The organism is Aeromonas rivuli, assembly GCF_020149575.1.
GTDB lineage: Bacteria > Pseudomonadota > Gammaproteobacteria > Enterobacterales > Aeromonadaceae > Aeromonas > Aeromonas rivuli.
In genome coordinates, this window is record NZ_CP079742.1 from 2,375,848 (window position 1) to 2,396,126 (window position 20,279).

The window sequence follows — 20,279 nt, forward strand, 5'->3', positions numbered from 1 at the left end:
CCATAGAAAAGGCGCCCGCAGGCGCCTTGAAGGTCTCTGTTGCTGGACTTAATAGGCCAGACCCGCCCCATAGGGATAGAGCGGATTGACCGAGTCGCTCGCCACATCCGGGTGCTGGTTCAATACCGCCTGCCAGTTGGACGGGAGCTCGAAGGGCAACTTGCCCCGCGCCTTGGCCTTGCCGCTGATGACGTCAAACAGGGCCTGATCCAGGGCGCCGAAGTTGGCCAACAGCACCTGGGCGGCCGGAGCCACCTCGGTCAGGATGGCGGGCCTGTCCAGATAGACGGAGAGTACCAGGGGCACGCCGGCCTGCTGTATGACCTGGATGGCGGCCAGATCCTCACTGCCATGGTAGACCCCCTCATGGGCCGTCTCCTGCTCCGCCTGGCCCGCACTGGCAAAGCCAAGCTGACCGAAGTGGATGTTGCCAAAGGGGAAGCGCGGATCTTGCTCATTCGGGGTGTTGACCCGGGCGATGGCGAGATCGGCCTGGGCCAGATCGGTCACGACGGTGAAGCCGTTGGCCGTCGCCACCGCCTCATTGACTTGATAGAGATAGACCCGCTTGCCCTGTGCCTGGAGTGGCAGCATCTTGCCCTCATTTTTCAGCAGCACGTGAGCCGCCGCCTGGGCCGCCTGAGCCGCGTCCTGGAACTCGGCCTTGCCCACCAGCGCCACCGCGGCCTGGGCATCGACATAGGGGTTTTCAAACAGTCCCAACTCGAACTTTTGCACCAGAATGCGCAGGGCAGAGGTCGAGAGCGCCGCTTCCGTCACCAGCCCCACCTGCACCGCCGCCAACAAGGGCGCGGGATCCTCGACACCGCCAAACTGATCCACCCCGGCGTCAATCGCCTTGGCGTAACGCTCGGCCTTGGTCAGGCTCTCGACCCCCCAGGACATGCCAAAGGGCACCGTCCAGGGACTCACCCCTGCGGTGAGCTGCTCCGCGGTCAGGCCATCCTCGCAGGCGGTGTCGCAGTCATTGACGATGCCCCAGTCGCTGAGCACCACGCCGTCAAAACCAAAGTGGCCGCGCAGCAGGTCGGTGAGGATCTGGCGGTTGAAGCCAAAGCCCACCTCTTCGATGGGCTGCCCTGCATAGGTCAATCCCTCCGGCTTGGCATAGTAAGGCATGACAGCGCCGACCTTGGCCTCGAAGGCCCCTTCAAACGGCACCAGGTGATAGGCAAACTGATCCCCCGGATAGATCTGCTCCTTGCCCCAGGGGTTGTGGGCATCCAGTCCATCCTTCTGGGGGCCTGCGCCAGCGAAGTGCTTGACGACGGTGATCACACTATCTTTGCCTATTCCCTCGCTGCCGTGCTGGAAGCCCTCGATGTAGGCGCGCACCAGTGACTTGGCCAGCAGGTTGTTTTCGCCAAAGGTGCCATTGATGCGGCCCCAACGTGGCTCGGTCGCCAAGTCGGCCTGAGGGGAGAGGGCTTCGTGGATGCCGACCGCCCTGTACTCCTGGCGGGCGATGTCACCAAAGTGCTGCACCAGTGCCGCATCCCCGATGGCGGCGAGTCCCAGGGTCTCCGGCCATTGGGAGAAGGCGCCAGCACCGATGCTGGTCGCGTTGGGATCGTGGGTGAAGTGGTTGCGGGGATCCGTACTGATGGTCAGGGGAATGCCCAACCCCACCCCTTCCAGCACCGCCTGCAGCTTGTTATTGTCCTCGGCGATGGCCGCCGGATCCCCGGCCATCCGGGTGATGTAGGTGTTGACCCCATCGATGCGCAGCATCTTGTCCATGGCACTCAGATTGACCCGCCCCTTGTCGTCGAGCACCAGGGTGCCATGCATCATCAGGCCGGCCTTCTGAGCCAGGCTCAGTCGGCTCAGTAGATCCTGGGCGCGCTCGGCGGCGCCCAGACGCCAATCCTCGTAAGGGGTCAAGGTGCCGCTGCCATCCAGATCCTTGAATTGCAGGCCATCTTGTTCAATCAGACTCGCGGTACGGTGGCCCAATTCGGGTTGGCTGGGCTTGGGGGAGGAGTCATTGTCGTTACAGCCCGTCAGCAGCAGGGCGCTGATTGTCAGGGCGAGACCAGGGTATTTCATTATTGTGACCTTCCTTGTGTGTATGAGTCTGGCCACTCTATGCAAAGGCCGCCGCCCACACTTGCCCGCCGGGTGCAGGAACTTGACGGTTGGGAGCAGGTTGCAAAAGTGTGAAAAGCCTTGCAGGGTTACCTTTGGTTACACAAGCAGGACGAGAAATTGCGCCGGGATCACGGCAATGGATCCCCAACCGGGGATGATGGCGGGCCATGATGAACAGGCACCGCCGACAAGGAGTTCAGCCGTGAAAAGTGTTTCCAACCGGATTGCCCTGCACTGCCTCGCCCGCTGGCAGGCCCAGGGCCGGGATCCCGCCTCGCTCCTCCTTGCTGCCGGGATAGCCCGGGAAGAGTTGCATATTCCCCAGGGACGCATCGATGCCCAGCGCCACTTCCGGCTGCTGGCCCACTGCGCGCCCCATGCCGATCTTTCCAATCACTGGTCGCCCCCCTCATTGACGGGGCTGTTTTCCGATTATCTGCCCCTGGCCAGCCTCTGCTGCAACGCCGCCACCTTGCGTCAGGCCCTGCAATTTTTCCTGCGCTATCGCCCCCTGATCGGCGAGTGCGACCGGATCACGCTGCAGGAGCAAGATGGCGTGGCGCGGCTTAGCTACTATTCGGACTCCGATCACCCGGATGTGATCGCCATGAGCAGCCTGGTCAACCTCTGCTATCTCTATGCCCTGGTGCAGTTCTATCAACCGGGCCAGGGTCAGCTGGTGCTGCCCACCCCGGTACGCCCAAAACTGTGGCGGGAGCTGGCGGCCTGGCTGGCAGGGCAGGTGCGCCTGGGGGATGGCTATCAGCTGACGTTCCCCGCCGCTCTGCTCGATCAGCCCTATGGCGGCCACAATGCCGCCTTGCAGCCGCTGTTGTTGGGGGAGCTGACCCAGCAGATGGCGCAGTTGCAACCGCCCTCCCATTATCGCGAGCAGGTATTGACCCTGATCCGGCGCCAGCTCTGGTTGGGAGATGCAGATCCCCGCACCCTGCTGGCCGGGATCTGCACGACCCTGAACGTGACTCGCTGGACCCTGAACCGCCATCTGCGCGAGGAGCAGTGCCACTTCTCGGCCCTGCTGGAGCAGGTACGGCGAGAGGAAGCCTGTCGCTTGTTGCTCGACTCCTCGTTGCAGTTGCAAGAGGTGGGGGGACGGCTCGGCTTTGCCAGCCAGAGCAGCTTCACCCGCTTCTTCAAGGAGGCATTTGCGCAATCCCCCAGCCAGTATCGTGCCCGCCGCTACCGGGAGTGAGCGTGCTGGCTGAGAGTGCTGGTTGAGAGTGCTCCCATGCCCCCTCACCGGGCCCTGTCTTGCCCATCATCAATGGCCGGCAAGCCTGAACAAGGACCCTCTGATGAGCGCGAGTCCGCGATCTCGCTCACAGGGGGTAAACCATCTGAATTTATTAAATTTAGTTACAGCATGACATTGGCTATAGTAGCGCCACTGGCATCATAAGAACCGATCAACGGATTGAACATACGCTTAGCTCCCCTCTCCCCGTCCTGGCGGACTCGGTTCGCCCTGGCACTGGCCTGTCTCTGCTATTGCCTCACGGGCTGGCTGGGGCAGACGCTGTTTAGCCTGCAACCCGCCAACATCACCCTGATCTGGCTCCCCTCCGGGATTGCCCTGATCATGCTGCTGAACTGGGGGATGAGGGCGCTGCCCTGGATATGTTTGGGCAGCTTCATGTTGAACGTAAAAGGCATGATGATGGAGGGCGCCCTGCTCCCCTCCCTGTCCCATACCGCTATCGCCGCCCTGATCGATGCCCTGGCCCCGGCACTTGCCCTGCGCCTGCTACAAGGTTTCCTGCCCCTTGGGGTGCACAATGCCAACGATCTCATCAAGTTTGTGGTGCTGGCTGGCGTGCTTCCCATCTCGCTCTCCAGCCTGCTGCTCGCATGGAATCTGGTGCTGGGTCACTACATTCCCGGATCCGCGCTGCCCGGCATGGTCAAGATGCTCTTCCTTGCCGATATCCTCGGCATCCTGTTGATGTACCAGATCTATGTCGGCTGGCAGGAACCGCATGCCCTGCGCATTGCCCAACTGCGCCACATCATACTGCCCGGGGTGGGCCTGTCGCTGTTCGCCCTGCTGGGACTGGGTCTGCAGGCCGGCTGGTTGTTCTACCTGCTCCCGCCTCTGCTGATCGTGCTGGCCTTCGAAGTCAGCCGGTTTTATCTGGGGATATTTAGCAGCCTCGCCATGCTGTTCATGATCCTGGCCACGGCGCACGGACTCGGCCCTTTCATCCATCTGACCCAGGAGGAGACCAACACCGAGATGATGGCCTTCGTGCTCTCCTCGGCGCTGACCATCTTCGGGGTCTCATTGCAGCGGGCCCAGTTGCGCCGTACCGAGCAAGACAAGCAGACCGCCGAGAAGGAGGCCAGTTACGATCCCTTGTCGGGACTGCTTAACCGCCGCGCCTTCATGCCGCAGCTGGCGCGGCTTGCTGGCCAGGCGCGCCCCTATTGCGTGGCCATGCTGGACATAGATAACTTCAAGTCAATCAATGACACCCATGGTCACAGGGTGGGCGATCGGGTGATCCAGACCCTGGCCCAGATCATCCATAACCATTGCCGCAGCCAGGACATCACGGCGCGGATCGGGGGAGAGGAGTTTGCCCTGGCGCTGATCGATATATCGCCAGCGGATGCCTTGCCGGTGCTGGAGCGGATCCGCAGCACCCTCGCCAACATGTCCATCGTCGCCGAGCAGCAGACCCTCTATTGTACCCTCAGCATTGGCTGGGCCGAGAGCGCGCCCACCCTTGATGGGGATACCCTGCTGCACCACGCCGATCTCGCCCTCTATCAGGCCAAGGCGGCAGGCAAGAATTGCATCGTGAAATTCGCCGGCTAATTTTCCTGCCGCGTCAGTTTGCCTCCCTGCCGCGCAACCCCTTGTCACTCAGCGCCATCCGTCCCTGGCGCCGGGGCATTCCCCAGCACGCCTTCGAGCCACTGGATGAAGGCCTGCACCCTGGGCGCCAGTTGGCGACGATGCCCATAGAGCACATGAATGGGCAGCGGTGGCGCCTGCCACTCGGGCAAGAGGGCGACCAGCTCTCCCCTGGCCAGCAGCTCAGCGACGCCCTGCTCCGGCAACTGTATGATGCCAAGCCCGGCCAGGGCCGCGGCCAGGTAGCTCTCGCTGTCATTGACGGTCAGGGCGCCCGCCATGGGATGGCGCTCGACCCGGCCATCCGACCCCAGCACCTCGAATCCCGTCTGCTCACCGCCAAGATCGCTGCCGTAGTGGATCAACTGGTGTTGAGCCAGATCCGCCAGTGTCCCCGGTAGCCCGTGCCGAGCGAGGTAGGCGGGACTGGCGCAGTTGATCTGCCGATATTGACCCAGCCTGCGCGCCACCAGACTGGAGGATCCCAGCGTCCCGACCCGTACCACGCAATCGAACCCTTCCCGCACCAGATCGACCCGCCTGTCCGTGGTGCTCAGCATCAGGGTCAAGTCCGGGTGCTGAGCCAGAAACGCCGATAAGCGAGGGATCACCTGTAGCCGAGCCAAGCGACTCGGCATGTCGACCCGCAATCGCCCGCTCAGGCGCTGCGCGGGCTGAAACAGGCTCCGCAACTCGTCCACATCCGCCAACAGATCCAGGCAACGCTCGTAACAGAGCCGCCCATCCGCGGTGAGTTGCACCCTGCGCGTGGTGCGTTGCAGCAATCGGGTGCCCAGTTGCTCCTCGAGACGACGAATGGTGAGCGAGAGGGTCGCCTTGGGCACCGCCAGCTGTTCGGCGGCGCGGGTAAAGCTTTCCAGCTCGGCTACCCTCACAAACATACCCATGGCATCCAGTTGATCCATATCGGCTATTGTTTATATAAATGGAACATTGCATTCAGTATGACCATCTTTATCCAGTTTCAAAGATTAAATACAGTCGTGACACCGCATCTCCCTACCGCCAACCAACCCAGGAGTTCATCATGTACCAACCCATTGCCCTCATCACGGGCGCTAGCCGAGGCCTTGGCCGCAACACGGCCCTGACCCTGGCAGCCCGGGGGATCTCTCTCATCATCACCTATCGCAGCCAGGCCGAAGAGGCCGATCTGGTGGTTGAAGCCGCTCGCACCCTGGGAGTCCAGGCCCATGCGCTGGCGCTGGATGTGGCCGACAGCGCCAGCTTCCCGGCCTTTGCCGAGCAGGTGCAGCAGCTGCTGCAAAGCCAGTGGCAACGGACCCAGTTCGATTTCCTGGTCAACAATGCGGGCATAGGTATCAACGCGCCCTTCGAGCAGACCACTGAGCAACAATTCGATACCCTGATGAACATCCACCTCAAGGGCACGTTTTTCCTGACCCAGCAACTATTGCCCCTGCTGCGCGATGGAGGGCGCATCGTCAACCTCTCCACCGGTCTGACTCGGTTCGCCCTGCCGGGTTATGCCGCTTATGCGGCCATGAAAGGAGGCATTGAGGTATTGAGCCACTATCTGGCCAAGGAGCTGGGGCCGAGGGGCATCGCCGTCAACGTGGTCGCCCCCGGCGCCATAGAGACTGACTTTGGTGGGGGGGTCGTGCGCGATAATCGGGATGTGAACGATTTTATTGCCAGCCAGACGGCGCTCGGCCGGGTGGGTCGTCCTGACGATATCGGTGGTGTCATCGCCGCCCTGCTCGCGGACGATTGCCGCTGGATCAATGCCCAGCGCATCGAAGCCTCCGGGGGCATGTTTATCTGAGTCGATCGCCACGACGCGCTAAATAACATCACGGCACAAGGGACTCAACACATGGCCTGTCTGCTACGGGGAAGCCACTCCCCCGCTGACGCCGGGGGATAACGCAGACCGTGCAGGCCACAACATCCACTGGCCGCGAGAGTGGATTACCAGCGCAGCCGGTAAACCCCATGCAACGCAGAGGCGCCCAAGCCAATGACTTGGGCGCCTCTGTAATAGCGATGGTTATTTCGTGGCGGGTGCAGGTTCAGCTGTAATGATTTTCGGGGTCGTTAGCGTACTTGCGGCCCCACTGGCCATGCCCGCATCTTGCTCCAACGCGGCGGCAGCCTGGTTTTTTTGTTCGATCTGCTCCATCACCAGCTTGTAGGCGATATAGTACTTATAAATGTTGCCCACATAGGTCACCGTCTCAGGGCCTATCTTATCTGCCGCCACATATTCGACATTCTGGAACCAGATATTGGGATCCAAGCCCCGCTTCTTGGCTTCTGCTCGCAAGCGCGCCACCCGGGCCGGCCCCGCATTATAAGAGGCGAAGGAGAAGAGCGCCTTGTCCAGATCGGTCATGGGCTCGTCTGCATAATAGTGATCTATCATCCAGCGCATATATTTGACCCCACCGTGAACGTTGGGCTCAGTCTGGCGAATATCCCCCACCTTCATCTGCTTGCCAGTGGCGGGCATCAGCTGCATCACACCGATGGCGCCCACATGACTACGCGCCTTCTGGTTGAGGCCCGACTCTTGATAGCCCTGGGCCGCAATGAGCAACCAGCCCACCTCATAGCGTGCTCCGTATTGGCGAAACAGGTCGACCAATTGCAGAAACTTCTTGCGGTCAGCCTCGGCTGCTGCGCTCTTTACATACTTATTCTGCTTGAGATAGAGGGCCAGCCGCTGAGATCCAGTCTGCTTGCCCCGCAGCGCCGCGATCTGCTTGTTGAGCATCGCCAACAACTGAGTGCTCTCCTTGCGTACCGCCCAGGCGATGACACCCCCTTCACGAAATACCGGCTGCTCATGAACGTTGATATCGGGAAAAATCTGCTTCCAGAAGCGCGCCTTGTGCTCATCCACGATGATGAACGGCAGCAGACCGGCATTGACCATTTCGATCAAGTCTTCATCTTCCAGGGTCTCAGGTACGGCACGAATGTCAATCAGCGGCTGCCCGGCGGCCTTGCGCACCTGGTTATCACTGAGCAGGCTCTCGAAATAACTCGATGAGGGGCGCACATAGATGGCCTGTCCACCGAGATCCCCCGCCCCTTCCACCTTGGGGGAAGCCGGGCCCGAGACCAGCAGTTCACGCACATCCTCAAGCAAGGGATCGGTGAAATTAACCCCCTGCTTGCGCTGATCCGTGATGGTGAGATTGGCGGCGGCGATATCGCCCTTGCCGGCGATCAGATCGCTGAATAACTTGTCCCGCGCGACCGGAATAAAGACGATATGTAATTTGAGGTGACGCTTGATGGCTTTCTCTTTTCGCAACTGGCCGTTGTAGCGCTGCTCAAGCTGCATAAAGCCATCATAGGTGACACCCCGTTGCACGCCCTTGTTGATGAAATAGCCAGTCTTGTTGTAAGTGGTCAGCACCCGGATGCGGCCCCGTTCCAGCATGGCATCGAGATCCCCCAAGGCGGGCTTTGACAGTTCAGCACTGTTAAAGTCCAGCTGAGCACGCTCCTCTTCCTCCTCCTTGGGGTCAGCCCCCCAAACCTGCGACCAAGGCCCCATAAAGAGCCCCCATATCATCACTATCCATAACCCTTTCATAGTGGCTACCTCACCCATTTTATTGAGTGTAGTGCCGCCCAGATCGCCACTTAGCTTATTGCGTTTGATCTTATGGAGGGGTAGTAACCAGATGGTATTGAATCAGACGGCCTTGCTGGGATGTCGCCTCTGGCGATGTGGCAGAACCCGCTCGATAGTGATATCGATTCCTGCTGTGGGGAGATAGGCCAATCCCAGCGCCCGCACTGTAACCTCTATCACCTTTGCCCGCCTGATAACGAGCCAGATCCTTTTCGCTGCGTACTGACGCCATCTACCAGTTTCGTTGAACGATTGGTTTTCCTATCAAACTGTTATGTCGCGCTTGGATTAGGCATGCTGGGCGATGATCCTGACTCTTTGAACCATCCAATCAAGAAGCCGATAAACGTGAATAAATAGATTGCAGCTAGGATTATATTCACCCATATCTTGTAGTAAATACTCTCGACTTCCTCTTTCTGCGTTGGGGTAAACGCCCTATTCAAAGTGATAAATACATTTCCATTAGATTTTATTTCTTTCTTAACAACCAAGCCATGAATAGAATTTCTAACCGGTAATTCATTCCCATAAACATACCCTGAAATACTCTTTTTTACTAGTTCAGAGCTAATCATTGCATTGGCTGTCATTTTTATTTTTTGCGCTCGTTCAGACAAATATGTGATGATATATATAGGTGATGTATCAAAGTAATATATTCTTTCACCTGTCATAGTCATTGTAATAGGGCAATTAACCTGATTCCTGGATTTTATATTTATAAGGTACTCATAAGCTTCAGGGTACATCTCGAAGAGAGATTTTTTCTCATCCAATTCTACACTGTAGTCCATGCCTATAAGGTGCTGTACGGCATCCTTGAAATCGTCTTTTTTCAGTTCCGACTTATCACGAAGGCACAACGTATCATCAAAATCATGATTGACTACCAAAACACTGTTTATATGAATAAACTCTTTTGGCAACACCTCGTATAATGTGGAAAAATGGTCGCTATCAATCACTTTCTCCCTTACATATTCTATATAGCCATTATGAATCAGGTGCGCTGGCGAGTGGTATAAGTTATGAATAAAAATAAAATGTGCAACAAATAGCACCAGCGCCAAGGCGCAGTTCCACTGGCGAGAGCCAAAGAGTAGGAATTGAGCTCCATCTACATACTCCTTGTTATTTAGTCGTTCCGGAGAGAGAAACACCTCATGGTGGGAACGCACGCAATGCAATGTGTAGCGCTCCCCCGGCTGCAACTTCTTTGCGGGGTCGCTGACCATACACTCATTGATGACTTTCCTTTCACCAAATGCGCTATTGGCAGACATGAGTGAGCATTCCCCCTCGATCAGAAATAGACGATGCTGCTTTTGGATCAACCATAAATAAGCACCGAGCATACCGAGGATTAAGGTGGTTAATATTGACAGCATGGGGATGCTGCTCGACAAAGAAGCGATGAAAGTAAAAAGTGAAAATAACGGCATGATGAAGTGCAATCCCTCAAGATAGACGACATCAAATTCTCTAGGCACCCACTGCCTGGGCAGGTTTTCTAACCTCTTGGCTTCAGGAATAAAGAGTGCATCATCGGCACTGATGGCGTAGAGCGCATCTTTATAGATAATTCCTCGGATATAAACGCTATGGGATTCATCCTTGCTGGAAGGGGGCGCTGGCCAATAAATAGACTCCACCCTCAGGTCACCAACACAGGTATCTTGCCACCGCTGACGCCATCCAGGCGCCAGCTGGCGAATGCTATAGATCCCTTCATGCTGATAGATGGTACCGTCGATAAATCGTCGCCTATATATCTTTCTCAGCAAAACCAGATCGGTATCAGATAGCACATCGGCTGTCATGCCTTGTTCTTTCAATCTAGAAATGGCCTCATCCCTTTCCTTCTGGCGCAGGGTATTGTCTGACCACCAGCAAAGCAACATCATGATCTTGATGATAATCATTAATAGGGGTAGGAAAATGTACAAAAATAATGCTCCTAACTTAGAGGGTTGATCAGATAATTCTTCCCTGATGGCAAAGTGTCAAGGGAGGCAGTGAACTCCTCATACTCCTGCAACTCGATTGCTGGCGTCCACTCCAGATTGGGCTCGCTGCCCCAGGTCGATTGCAGCAGCCAGCGCTCCAGGGGAATGCGGCCATAACGGCCCAGCAATATGGTGGCGACCAGATAGGCTATACCACCGAGTGCGAACGTCATGTAGAGAGCCGACCTAAAATTCACGCCAGCTATTAACCTCTCTCACTTCATGATTAGGTAAATATGGGTATATATAATTCAGCACTTTATCTGCCTCACCTTGCTGGCAATATAAATAGATAAAGTTTCCCGCATCAAAAGGTTCACTACAGACTATCAAGGCATCTTTCCTCTTGAAAATTTTCAAATAACCATTTGGTGTAAACAAACATCCTCGGTGTTTTTTTACCGGTCGCATATCCTTGATTTTCCATGCCAACAGTGCACTTGCACCGGCGCCAATAAAGGCAGCAGGGCCCAACATGCCCGCGGCCAACACACAGACACCACAGCCAAACCAGCCCAATCCACGGGCGATGGTAAAGGCAATGTCGGGAATATTATCCTGCTGGGTATAGAAGATACCCTTGGCAGTAATATGATAGTGATAGAGCTGATTGGGAGAAAATAAGAAACGCCCGCCAAGGCACATGATGAATAGCATCACCAGTATCCATGTATCAATTTTTAAAAAAGTGTGTAAATCATGACCCCACCCAACCCATAGACTCGAAAGAAACGCAAATACGATAATGGCTGCTGGCCAAGCAAAATGATACTGGTGATTTATTTTCCATTGATAGAGCACAGGCTCCTTTTCCAATGCTCGATAGCTGTCGCTGATATAGCTGCGTAACGCCTCCCCTTGCAGAGGAGACAAGTTGTCGGTTTGCTGTTCATTCATGGTGCTATTCCAATCATTATGCCTTCGATGGGCAGGCTGGCATCACGCTCTGCGGTGAGCACGGCGCCATCAACCAGATCGCCGCGCACCACGAAGCGTTGCGCTGTGCCGCTCAGGCTCTCATCTGCCGGGTAGGTGATCAGTGCGATGAGCTGATCGTACGGGTTCAGGGTATGAAGCACGCGGTACTCTCCGCCCTGCCCGTTTTTGCTTGCCAATGCAATGGCCTCTGGCCTGTCACCGCGCGGCATCAACCTCGGGCTGCCATCGGGGTAGGACATCTTCACCATGCGCCGGGCGCCGAGTTTCAGGCTGATCTTGTCAATGTGATTCGGCAGCCGGATCACCAACTCAGTGTTCGTCATCTCAATCTGGGGAGCCGCGGTGAGCCGCTCGTACTCCTGCAACTCGATTGCTGGCGTCCAAGCTGGGTTGGGTTCACTGCCCCAGGTCGATTGCAGCAGCCAGCGCTCCAGGGGAATGCGGCCGTAACGGCCCAGCAACAGGGTAGCAACCAGATAGGCGATACTACCGAGCACGAACGTCATGTAGAGAGCCGTCCTAAAACTCACGCCAGCTATTAACTTTTATAACGTCATAAGCAGCGATATAAGGTGATAATAACTGCATCACTTTTCCAGATTCTCCCTCCTTGCAGTATATAAATGCATAGGTATATGGAGATAAAGGACTGACAATGAACTTAATTGCACTCTTCCTTTCAAATAGTCTGATTGTCATTTTCTTTTCATTTTTAACGAAGAGGCATACATTTTTCTTTTCTACCGGCTGTATATCCTTTATTTTCCATGCCAACAGTGCACTTGCACCGGCGCCAATAAAGGCAGCAGGGCCCAACATGCCCGCGGCCAACACACAGACACCACAGCCAAACCAGCCCAATCCCCGGGCGATGGTAAAGGCTATATCGGGAATATTATCCTGCTGGGTATAGAAGAACCCTTTGGCAGTAATGTGGTAGTGATAGAGTTGGTTTGGAGCAAATAGGTAGCGGGCGCTAATTGCGATAAACATAACGACCAACATGTAAATAAGATGCGTGGTGGAAAATAAAAGATCTGACTGCCCTGCGGCGTAAGTTGCTAATGCTCCCAAAATAAAAAACTGGGCAACCCCCATGAAGGTTGCATGATGTTGCTTATGGTTAATGTTCCACTGATAGAGCACGGGCTCCTTTTCCAATTCGCGATAGGTATCTTCGATATAATTGCGCAAGGCCTCCCCTTGCAGGGGAGACAAGTTATCGGTGTGCTGTTCATTCATGGTGCTATTCCAATCATTATGCCTTCGATGGGCAGGCTGGCATCACGCTCTGCGGTGAGCACGGCGCCATCAACCAGATCGCCGCGCACCACGAAGCGCTGCGCTGTGCCGCTCAAGCTCTCGTCCGCCGGGTAGGTGATCCGTGCGATGAGCTGATCGTATGGGTTCAGGGTATGAGGCACGCGGTACTCTCCGCCCTGCCCCTTGCTGCTTGCCAATGCAATGGCCTCGGGCCGGGGGCTGATCGGGATCAGGTCCGGTTGCCCTGATGTTTTAGCAAGGTCTTGAGCGCGTCACTCTGCGTGCGCCTGAAGCTGCTCGCCACCCAGATGAACGCCCCCGCGATGGCGAGCATCATCACCACGTTGAATGGCGTCTCCTGGACCATCAGCATAAACCCTATATTGAGCAACCCGACCAGGCAGATAAACATGCTCCACACCCGCATCATCTTGACCGCCTTGACAGCAGCCCCCTCATCGGAGGCCACAACGGCGTCGGCCACCAGTTGCTGGCCCCGTGCCACGGCGTCGGAGAAGACGGCCTCCAGCTCGTCGGCATCTTGCTTCTCAATGGCCATCAATTGGCGTTTGTCCTGAATGATGTAAAACGTCTTCATAATGTCCTCGTGAAAACCTTGGGATACTGAGGCCGCCGCTTGGAAAAATGGCGGGCGGCGGTGCCAAATTAGGTGGGAAGACCAGCGTTTTTACGGTTTAGCACGCCAACGGAATGCGACCATAACGGCCCAGCAGGGTGGCGGCCAGACAAGCAATACCGCTGGCCGCCAACACCATTGAGATAGCCAGCCTAAAATTCACGCCAACTATTAACCTCTCTCACTTCATGATTAGGTAAATATGGGTATATATAATTCAGCACTTTATCTGCCTCACCTTGCTGGCAATATAAATAGATAAAGTTTCCCGCATCAAAAGGTTCACTGCAGACTATCAAGGCATCTTTTCTCTTGAAAATCTTCAAATAACCATTTGGTGTAAACAAACATCCTCGGTGTTTTTTTACCGGTCGCATATCCTTGATTTTCCATGCCAACAGTGCACTTGCACCGGCGCCAATAAAGGCAGCAGGGCCCAACATGCCCGCGGCCAACACACAGACACCACAGCCAAACCAGCCCAATCCCCGGGCGATGGTAAAGGCTATATCGGGAATATTATCCTGCTGGGTATAGAAGAACCCTTTGGCAGTAATGTGGTAGTGATAGAGTTGGTTTGGAGCAAATAGGTAGCGAGCGCTAATTGCGATAAACATAACGACCAACATGTAAATAAGATGCGTGGTGGAAAATAAAAGATCTGACTGCCCTGCGGCGTAAGTTGCTAATGCTCCCAAAACAAAAAACTGGGCAACCCCCATGAAGGTTGCATGATGTTGCTTATGGTTAATGTTCCACTGATAGAGCACGGGCTCCTTTTCCAATTTGCGATAGCTGTCGCTGATATAGCTGCGCAAGGCCTCCCCTTGCAGGGGAGACAGGTTGTCGGTTTGCTGTTCACTCATGGTGCTATTCCAATCATTATGCCTTCGATGGGCAGGCTGGCATCACGCTCTGCGGTGAGCACGACCCCCGCGCGTAGATCGCCACGCACCACGAAGCGCTGCGCTGTGCCGCTCAGGCTCTCGTCTGCCGGGTAGGTGATCAGTGCGATGAGCTGATCGTGCGGGTTCAGGGTATGAGGGACGCGATATTCTCCCCCTTGCCCGTTGCTGCTTGCCAATGCAATGGCCTCGGGTTTGTCGCCGCGCGGCATCAACCTCGGGCTGCCATCGGGGTAGGACATCTTCACCATGCGTCTGGCGCCGAGTTTCAGGCTGATCTTGTCAATGTGATTCGGCAGCCGGATCACCAGCTCAGTGTTCGTCATCTCTATCTGGGGAGCCGCGGTGAGCCGCTCGTACTCCTGCAATTCGATTGCTGGCGTCCAAGTCAAATTGGGCTCGCTGCCCCAGGTCGATTGCAGCAACCAGCGCTCCAGGGGAATGCGGCCATAACGACCCAGCAACAGGGTGGCGAGCAGATAGGCGATACCACCGATGGCTAGGGCAACCACCATCCAGGGGGCGAAAATAGCTGTGATACTAGCGCCTGTTAGCAAGCCAACGCCGGAACCAAAAGCAGCGGCCCACTGGCCAGCCAGCCCTAAAGCCTTTAAACCGTAAGCAAACTGTTCTATTTCCGAATTGGTGCCATCTTTCATCTTTTCGAGCGTTTCTAACCCTTCCAATGTTGCCGCCACCAATCCCAGCCCCGCCATGGCCCCCATGGAGAGGGCAAAGCGGCTGGCAAGGATCAGGGAATCGCCGGTGACGTTCTTGATGGACAATTTCAAGAGGTCTTCGGTCAACTGCCCATAGGCCTTGCCCTGATAGACCCCGGCGATGGCGCTACCGGTCCAGGCGGCGGTATAGGCCAGGGCACGGGCCTGATCCGACTGGGCCTTGGCATCCCCACGCGCCTTGCGCTGGTTCTCCTCAAAGCCATTGAGGGCGCAGGCCAGATTGGCCATATTGACCAGGGCCGCCACACCACCAAAGTTGCCCCAGTCGCCCCATACCTGACTCGCCGCGCGGGCCCCCTGGGCACCGCCTTTGGCCAATGCGCCCTGATAGCGGGCCACTCTGGCTTCGAACGCCTCCTGATTGCCGCCACCCAGCAGCAATATCCGTGGGGTGCGCGCCGCCTTGATCTGCTCACTCATCTCCTGTAGGCGCTGGACCTGCAAGGGCGTCACGGCTTGCCCTGTGTTACCGAGCAAGCGGCTTTGGGAGCCTGCAGCATCTCCCACCTTGAGTGCCCAGAGCTGCAACTCGCTGGCAAAGTTCGGGTTGAAGCGGGCTGACTGGCCGGTGTGAACCGCCTCCAGTGCTGCCGCTGCGACCCAGGCCGAGCCCTGCTGCCCTTTGAGCAGTGCCGGGTGCAGCGCCATGGTCAGCCTCTCCCAGGCCTGCATGCCAGGCCCGGTCACCGCCTTGTTGAGGGCCGTCATGGTCGCCTGGGCACTCTTGCCAAGACCGGCAAACAACGCACTGTCGAGCAAGCGGCCATCCGCCGCCAGGGCGCTCCAACCGGCACTGGCATTGGCCAGGGCCGTGCCGTTGCCGATGTTGAGCCAGGGGGTATCCTTGATGAGCTCTTCTTTCGTTTGGGCGGAAAAACCGTAATAGACCAAGGCTGGCAGGGCGCCCTTACCCAGCTGCTTGTGCAGTTCTGCGGCCTGCTTCTCCCCCGGCGCAGTCATCGCCAAGATGTTCAACCACTCCCCGTTGGCGCTCAGCAAGAAGTGCTGTCCCTCCGGGCTCTCGGGATCTATCCCCAGCGGCAGGGGCTCCTTCCCCACAGCGTCCAGCCCCAGCAAGGCATCGGCAAAACTCAGTTGCCACTGCTCCCGCAACTCATCCAGCAGCGGCTGCTGCGCGGCTATCAGGGCTTCCAGCCCAGTCCAGTTGACCTCATCGGTCAGCCGGGCCCCCGACCATTGGGCCAGCGCCCGGCTCGGCGTGTAGCCCGCTTGCTCCAACTCATCGCCCATGGCTTGCAGGCGCTGCTCCTCGGCAAGGGAGTAGTTGTTACCCGAGCCATTCATCACCTTCTCATTGAAGGCGTGGCGCGCCGCCAGATAGCCCTGCACCTTCCGCTTGAAGCGAAAGCTCGCCAGACGATTGCCCCGCGCGGCGGCGGGCAACTCGGCTTCGCTCAAGGGGGGCAGGGCCAGCATCTCGGTGATCCCCGCCATGCTCCAGCGATGGCGATCGCTATCGGTTTTGAACGGCGCCTCCTGTCTGGCCCAGGTATCACTCAGGCGCAGCGTCAGATCGTGCATGTCAGAGATGGGATCATCCAGCGCCACCATCAGGGCGCTCTGGGGATCAGGTATCCCCGCCTGATAAGCACTCGCAGCCTGGGCGGCCTTGTCACACCAGAGCAGACCTGGCTTAGCTTCAGCCGGGGCGTTGAGGGGCGCACAACTCAAGGGGAAGCCTTGATTGGCCTGCGCCATATCTGCCACATGGCTCTCAAGCAGGCTCAAGAGCCCGGCGTGCATGCCTCCCAACTTGCTAGCCAGAGGCAACAAAGAGAAACTGCGCATCCCTTTACTACGCAAAGAGCGCTGTTCGCCATAGGCCACCTTGAGTCGGTCAGTCCAAGGCTGATGGGCAAACATCATCGATAATTTGTGCGTCGCCGGATAGAGCAGGTGTCCCTTGCTCCCCTTGCTGGCGCTGATAAATTGCGCCCCCTTGATCTCGTACTCATCGAGCACCTTGGCCGTCTCGTCATAGACATAGAGCCAACCATCGCGCAGTTGGCGCAGGGTGTAGGCACTGCCCTTGAGCGTCAGAGGGCCCTTGAACTCCTTTGCTGGCAGCGGATGGGGTTGCTTGGCACCTGTCTCAAACACCTCATCCAGGGCATAGCGTACCGGTACTATGGCTATCTCTTTGTTCTTGAACGGACAAGCCCCGTTTGGGTTTTTGCCATCGCTCGGACTTGCGCACTGGGCAGCCTGATTGGGGGTGCTCATGCCACTATCTCCTTCTTGTTCTGCACGCGGGTCTGGGCCAGTTCGGCGGCCCGTTCAATTCGCTGGGAGGGGGTCTGACTGGAAGTGGACAGGATCAACTGCCGGATATCGGCATGCTCATCCTCGCCAGACTGGGCTGACGCAACATCGGGGGCCTGCATTGCCCCCAGGCCCAGATAACCCAGCACGTTGAACATCAGCAGCTGATCCCGCTCGCTCTGAAACCCCTTGTCATAACCCCACTGGGCCCACTGGGCGACCCACTGGGAAGCATCAGGCTGCTCGGCCAAACGCGCGGGAAACCATGTGACCATGTGGCGCGAGATGGCGTCCAGGGTGTGCTGCCAGCTCACCTCCCCCAAGCGCGTCCACTGTTCATCGGTCAGTCGCAGGCGATCCCCTTGTCTGGGCAACAGCGGCGATGGCACCTGTTTGTGTTGCCACCCGGCTCTGATCGGGATCCAGACCTGACTCACCCCCTGCCATAGCCAGCCATCGTCGCCATCAAACAGCCGCCACGCCGTCTCCGGCATGGCCAGCTTGAGCAGTACCCGGCTGCCGTAGGGGCTCTCGGCCTCGATGAGCGTGCGCAGACTCTCGGCCAACGGCAACAATGAAAGGGGGGAAGATAACAGGTAACCCCATGATGATTCACGCTTTTCCATAAACCACTCTAACAGGGCCGCACTGGCACTGACCAGACAGGGACTCGCCTCCCTCAGGCTGTCCCAGGGTTGATAGAGGTAGAGCGGCTGGTAGTCAGGTGAACCCTCCACCTCGAACAGGCTTTGCTCAAGTGCGGCTATCTGGCCGCCATCGAGCAGCAAATAGAGCCGTTCTGAGTCAGATAACTGTATATCCGGCCGAGTCTTGGTAAGGCAGGATTGCATCAGGCACCTCCCTCCTTGGCCGCCAATTGCTCACAGATCTCGCAGACGGGCTCGGCCGATTTGAGCGTCGCAATCTGACGAACGGGGTCCATGGGCGCAGGGGGCGCCACCACTTCCACCTCACCAGGCAGGGTCGGCATCTTGCCCGCCCAGCCGGAGCCATTGCCTGGGCTGCCACCGGAGTTCAGCTTGATGCTGCCGCCGCTGAGGGTCACGCCGCTCGGATCGATTTTGACGAAGCTGCCACCCACTTTGAGCGTCAGCTCGGCGCCCGCCTCCAGCACTATCTTCATGCCCGCCTTGTGGTGGACCTCGGAGCCTGCCTCCACCAGCAGGGATTGCCCCAGCTTCTGATGCATGGCGCCATCCACGCTGAGCGACAGATCGCCCTTGATGTGGTCGCGCTTCTCGCCATCGACGCTCAGGTGGTCATTGGCCTTGATGCGGGTGACTCGCTCATTGTCGATGTCGCTGTGCTGGTCATGTTTGATGTGCCAGGCGGCATCGTTCTCTATCAGCACATTGAGGTCTTTCTGACCGTGAATGTAGATCTCCTCCTGCCCGGCCTGATCTTCGAAGCGCAGCTCGTTGAAGCCCTCACCCTGATGGGTCTCGGTGCGCAGCACGGTGCGGGTCTTGTGGGCAGGCAGCTCGTAGGGGGGCCTATTGGTGGCGTGAAAGGTGCGGCCGGTGACGATGGGCTGGTCGGGATCCCCTTCCAGAAATGAAACTATCACTTCGTGGCCGATGCGCGGGATGGCCATGATGCCGTACTGGCCACCGGCCCAGCCCTGGCTGACTCGTACCCAGCAGGAGCTCATGTCGTTGGAGCTGCCATAGCGGTCCCAGGGGAACTGCAATTTCACCCGGCCATGCTGGTCGCAGTAAATCTCCTCCCCCTCTGGCCCCACCACGAAGGCGATTTGCGGGCCATCGACCATGGGCTTGTGGGGGATCTGGGGGCGCCAGCTCTGCTTGGCGCGCACCACGGCAAACTGGTTGTAATAGACGGTGGGCTCGCTGCCGCCCTCCTCTTCCAGGGCCGGGGGCTGCTTGCCGGTGTGCTGGATGTTGACCAGTTGCCAGTCGTCGTTGAGGGCATCGTTGGGGTGCTCGCTCAAGGTAAACCGCTGGCCCGGCTGCAAGGCGGCGCAGTTGGATTGGCCGCGGCCGGTCACGGCGTCATTGCGCAGGGCATCGAGCCGGTACTGGCTGAACGCCTTGCCGCTGGGGTCGGCCTTGAAGCGGCCCGGGTAGTCAAAATGCTGATAGGCATCCCGTTGATGGTCGAGGGCGCTGCCCACCGCCTGATGGGAGAGGCCATAGGCCGGGGTCTGAAAGTGGTAGTCCTTGAGCTCCACATCGCTGGTGCGCACCGATTCGCGGTAGTGGAACTGACGTACATAGGGGCCCTGCTCCAGGGAGCGGTTGCCGAGATTGAAGAACAGCTCGGGGCCCGTCACAAGGGCGGCGGCATCGTCGGCGAAGACGATGCGGTGCTTGCCCTGCTCAAACTCGTGGAAGTAGAAGATGCCCTCCTCGGCGGCGAGGCGGTTGACGAAGTCCAAGTCGGATTCCCGGTACTGAACGCAATATTCCCGCTGGCCATGGTCGTTTTTCAGGGCGAAGGCGTAGTCGGTGATGCCCGCCTCCTGCAGCAAGATGCTGATGATTTCATCGGGTTTTTGCGCCTGGAAGATGCGGGCGTTGCGACGAAGGCCCAGGCGCCACAGGGCCGGTTTGACCTCCAGCTGGTAGCGGGTGCGGCGAAAGCCGCTGTCTCCCTGGGCCGCGTCGCTGACCACACCGCTGACCCGGCGCTGCAATTCGCCGTTGTACCAGACCAGCAGCTCGCAAGGCTGGTCGAGCAGGTCGGCGAAGGGGAGATCGGCCTGATGGCTGGCGAGATCGAGCCGCAGGCTGAAGGGGCGACTCAGCTGCTCATCGAGGTTGAACTCGACCAGGGCGAAGGTGGATTCGGGCAAGGCCCCTACCTTGATGGTGAACTGAAGTCCTGTGCTGTCTGCCATG

General features: G+C 57.8%; 17 protein-coding genes. 3 read left to right on the forward strand and 14 right to left on the reverse strand.

Features of this window, described 5'->3' with window-relative positions:
* Positions 1 to 48: 48 nt before the first annotated feature.
* Positions 49 to 2,070 carry a glycoside hydrolase family 3 protein gene (locus tag KYK33_RS11175; RefSeq protein WP_224430539.1) on the reverse strand — a complete coding sequence of 674 codons (2,022 nt, stop codon included), beginning with the start codon at positions 2,068 to 2,070 and terminating at the stop codon, positions 49 to 51.
* A gap of 244 nt (positions 2,071 to 2,314) precedes the next feature.
* On the opposite strand from KYK33_RS11175, the gene KYK33_RS11180 reads away from it, so the two are divergent.
* Together KYK33_RS11180 and KYK33_RS11185 are read left to right on the forward strand one after the other, a co-directional pair.
* Positions 2,315 to 3,325 carry a helix-turn-helix domain-containing protein gene (locus KYK33_RS11180; protein ID WP_042043114.1) on the forward strand — a complete coding sequence of 337 codons (1,011 nt, stop codon included), beginning with the start codon at positions 2,315 to 2,317 and terminating at the stop codon, positions 3,323 to 3,325.
* Positions 3,326 to 3,547: 222 nt separating this feature from the next.
* Positions 3,548 to 4,951 carry a sensor domain-containing diguanylate cyclase gene (locus KYK33_RS11185; protein WP_224430540.1) on the forward strand — a complete coding sequence of 468 codons (1,404 nt, stop codon included), beginning with the start codon at positions 3,548 to 3,550 and terminating at the stop codon, positions 4,949 to 4,951.
* A gap of 44 nt (positions 4,952 to 4,995) precedes the next feature.
* On the opposite strand, the gene KYK33_RS11190 is transcribed toward KYK33_RS11185, so the two are convergent.
* Positions 4,996 to 5,916, reverse strand: a complete 921-nt coding sequence (locus KYK33_RS11190; protein ID WP_224430541.1) for a LysR family transcriptional regulator — start codon at positions 5,914 to 5,916, stop codon at positions 4,996 to 4,998.
* 122 nt (positions 5,917 to 6,038) lie between these two features.
* Here KYK33_RS11190 and KYK33_RS11195 point away from each other — a divergent pair, with 122 nt between their 5' ends.
* A complete protein-coding gene (locus KYK33_RS11195) occupies positions 6,039 to 6,797 on the forward strand; it encodes an SDR family NAD(P)-dependent oxidoreductase (protein ID WP_042043111.1) in 759 nt (252 codons plus the stop codon).
* A gap of 225 nt (positions 6,798 to 7,022) precedes the next feature.
* Here the strand turns inward: KYK33_RS11195 and KYK33_RS11200 are convergent, their stop codons facing one another.
* From KYK33_RS11200 to KYK33_RS11255, 12 genes are all read right to left on the reverse strand, one after another.
* The gene (locus tag KYK33_RS11200) at positions 7,023 to 8,579 is read right to left on the reverse strand and encodes an MltF family protein (RefSeq protein ID WP_224430542.1); all 1,557 of its coding nucleotides are present in this window, start codon (positions 8,577 to 8,579) and stop codon (positions 7,023 to 7,025) included.
* A 314-nt stretch (positions 8,580 to 8,893) separates the two neighbouring features.
* Positions 8,894 to 10,570, reverse strand: coding sequence for a hypothetical protein (locus tag KYK33_RS11205; protein WP_224430543.1), 1,677 nt, complete (start codon positions 10,568 to 10,570; stop codon positions 8,894 to 8,896).
* Positions 10,571 to 10,581: 11 nt separating this feature from the next.
* Positions 10,582 to 10,803: a hypothetical protein gene (locus KYK33_RS11210; RefSeq protein WP_224430544.1), complete on the reverse strand. Its 222-nt coding sequence runs from the start codon at positions 10,801 to 10,803 to the stop codon at positions 10,582 to 10,584.
* A gap of 13 nt (positions 10,804 to 10,816) precedes the next feature.
* The gene (locus KYK33_RS11215) at positions 10,817 to 11,527 is read right to left on the reverse strand and encodes a hypothetical protein (RefSeq protein WP_224430545.1); all 711 of its coding nucleotides are present in this window, start codon (positions 11,525 to 11,527) and stop codon (positions 10,817 to 10,819) included.
* Entirely contained in the window at positions 11,524 to 12,075 is a 552-nt protein-coding gene (locus tag KYK33_RS11220) for a hypothetical protein (RefSeq protein ID WP_224430546.1), read from the reverse strand. Before KYK33_RS11220 ends, KYK33_RS11215 begins: the two co-directional genes overlap by 4 nt.
* A 13-nt stretch (positions 12,076 to 12,088) precedes the next feature.
* Positions 12,089 to 12,811 carry a hypothetical protein gene (locus KYK33_RS11225; protein WP_224430547.1) on the reverse strand — a complete coding sequence of 241 codons (723 nt, stop codon included), beginning with the start codon at positions 12,809 to 12,811 and terminating at the stop codon, positions 12,089 to 12,091.
* The gene (locus KYK33_RS11230) at positions 12,808 to 12,993 is read right to left on the reverse strand and encodes a hypothetical protein (RefSeq protein ID WP_224430548.1); all 186 of its coding nucleotides are present in this window, start codon (positions 12,991 to 12,993) and stop codon (positions 12,808 to 12,810) included. The genes KYK33_RS11225 and KYK33_RS11230 overlap by 4 nt, the downstream gene beginning before the upstream one ends.
* A 68-nt stretch (positions 12,994 to 13,061) precedes the next feature.
* The gene (locus tag KYK33_RS11235; RefSeq protein WP_224430549.1) at positions 13,062 to 13,430 is read right to left on the reverse strand and encodes a hypothetical protein; all 369 of its coding nucleotides are present in this window, start codon (positions 13,428 to 13,430) and stop codon (positions 13,062 to 13,064) included.
* Between the two features lie 191 nt (positions 13,431 to 13,621).
* Complete coding sequence (locus KYK33_RS11240) at positions 13,622 to 14,335, reverse strand: hypothetical protein (RefSeq protein ID WP_224430550.1); 714 nt, start codon at positions 14,333 to 14,335, stop codon at positions 13,622 to 13,624.
* Positions 14,332 to 17,358 carry a toxin VasX gene (locus KYK33_RS11245; protein ID WP_224430551.1) on the reverse strand — a complete coding sequence of 1,009 codons (3,027 nt, stop codon included), beginning with the start codon at positions 17,356 to 17,358 and terminating at the stop codon, positions 14,332 to 14,334. The genes KYK33_RS11240 and KYK33_RS11245 overlap by 4 nt, the downstream gene beginning before the upstream one ends.
* Entirely contained in the window at positions 17,355 to 18,248 is an 894-nt protein-coding gene (locus KYK33_RS11250) for a DUF4123 domain-containing protein (protein WP_224430552.1), read from the reverse strand. Before KYK33_RS11250 ends, KYK33_RS11245 begins: the two co-directional genes overlap by 4 nt.
* On the reverse strand, positions 18,248 to 20,278 hold the full coding sequence (locus KYK33_RS11255) for a type VI secretion system Vgr family protein (protein ID WP_224430553.1): 2,031 nt from the start codon (positions 20,276 to 20,278) through the stop codon (positions 18,248 to 18,250). The genes KYK33_RS11250 and KYK33_RS11255 overlap by 1 nt, the downstream gene beginning before the upstream one ends.
* Position 20,279: the final 1 nt, after the last annotated feature.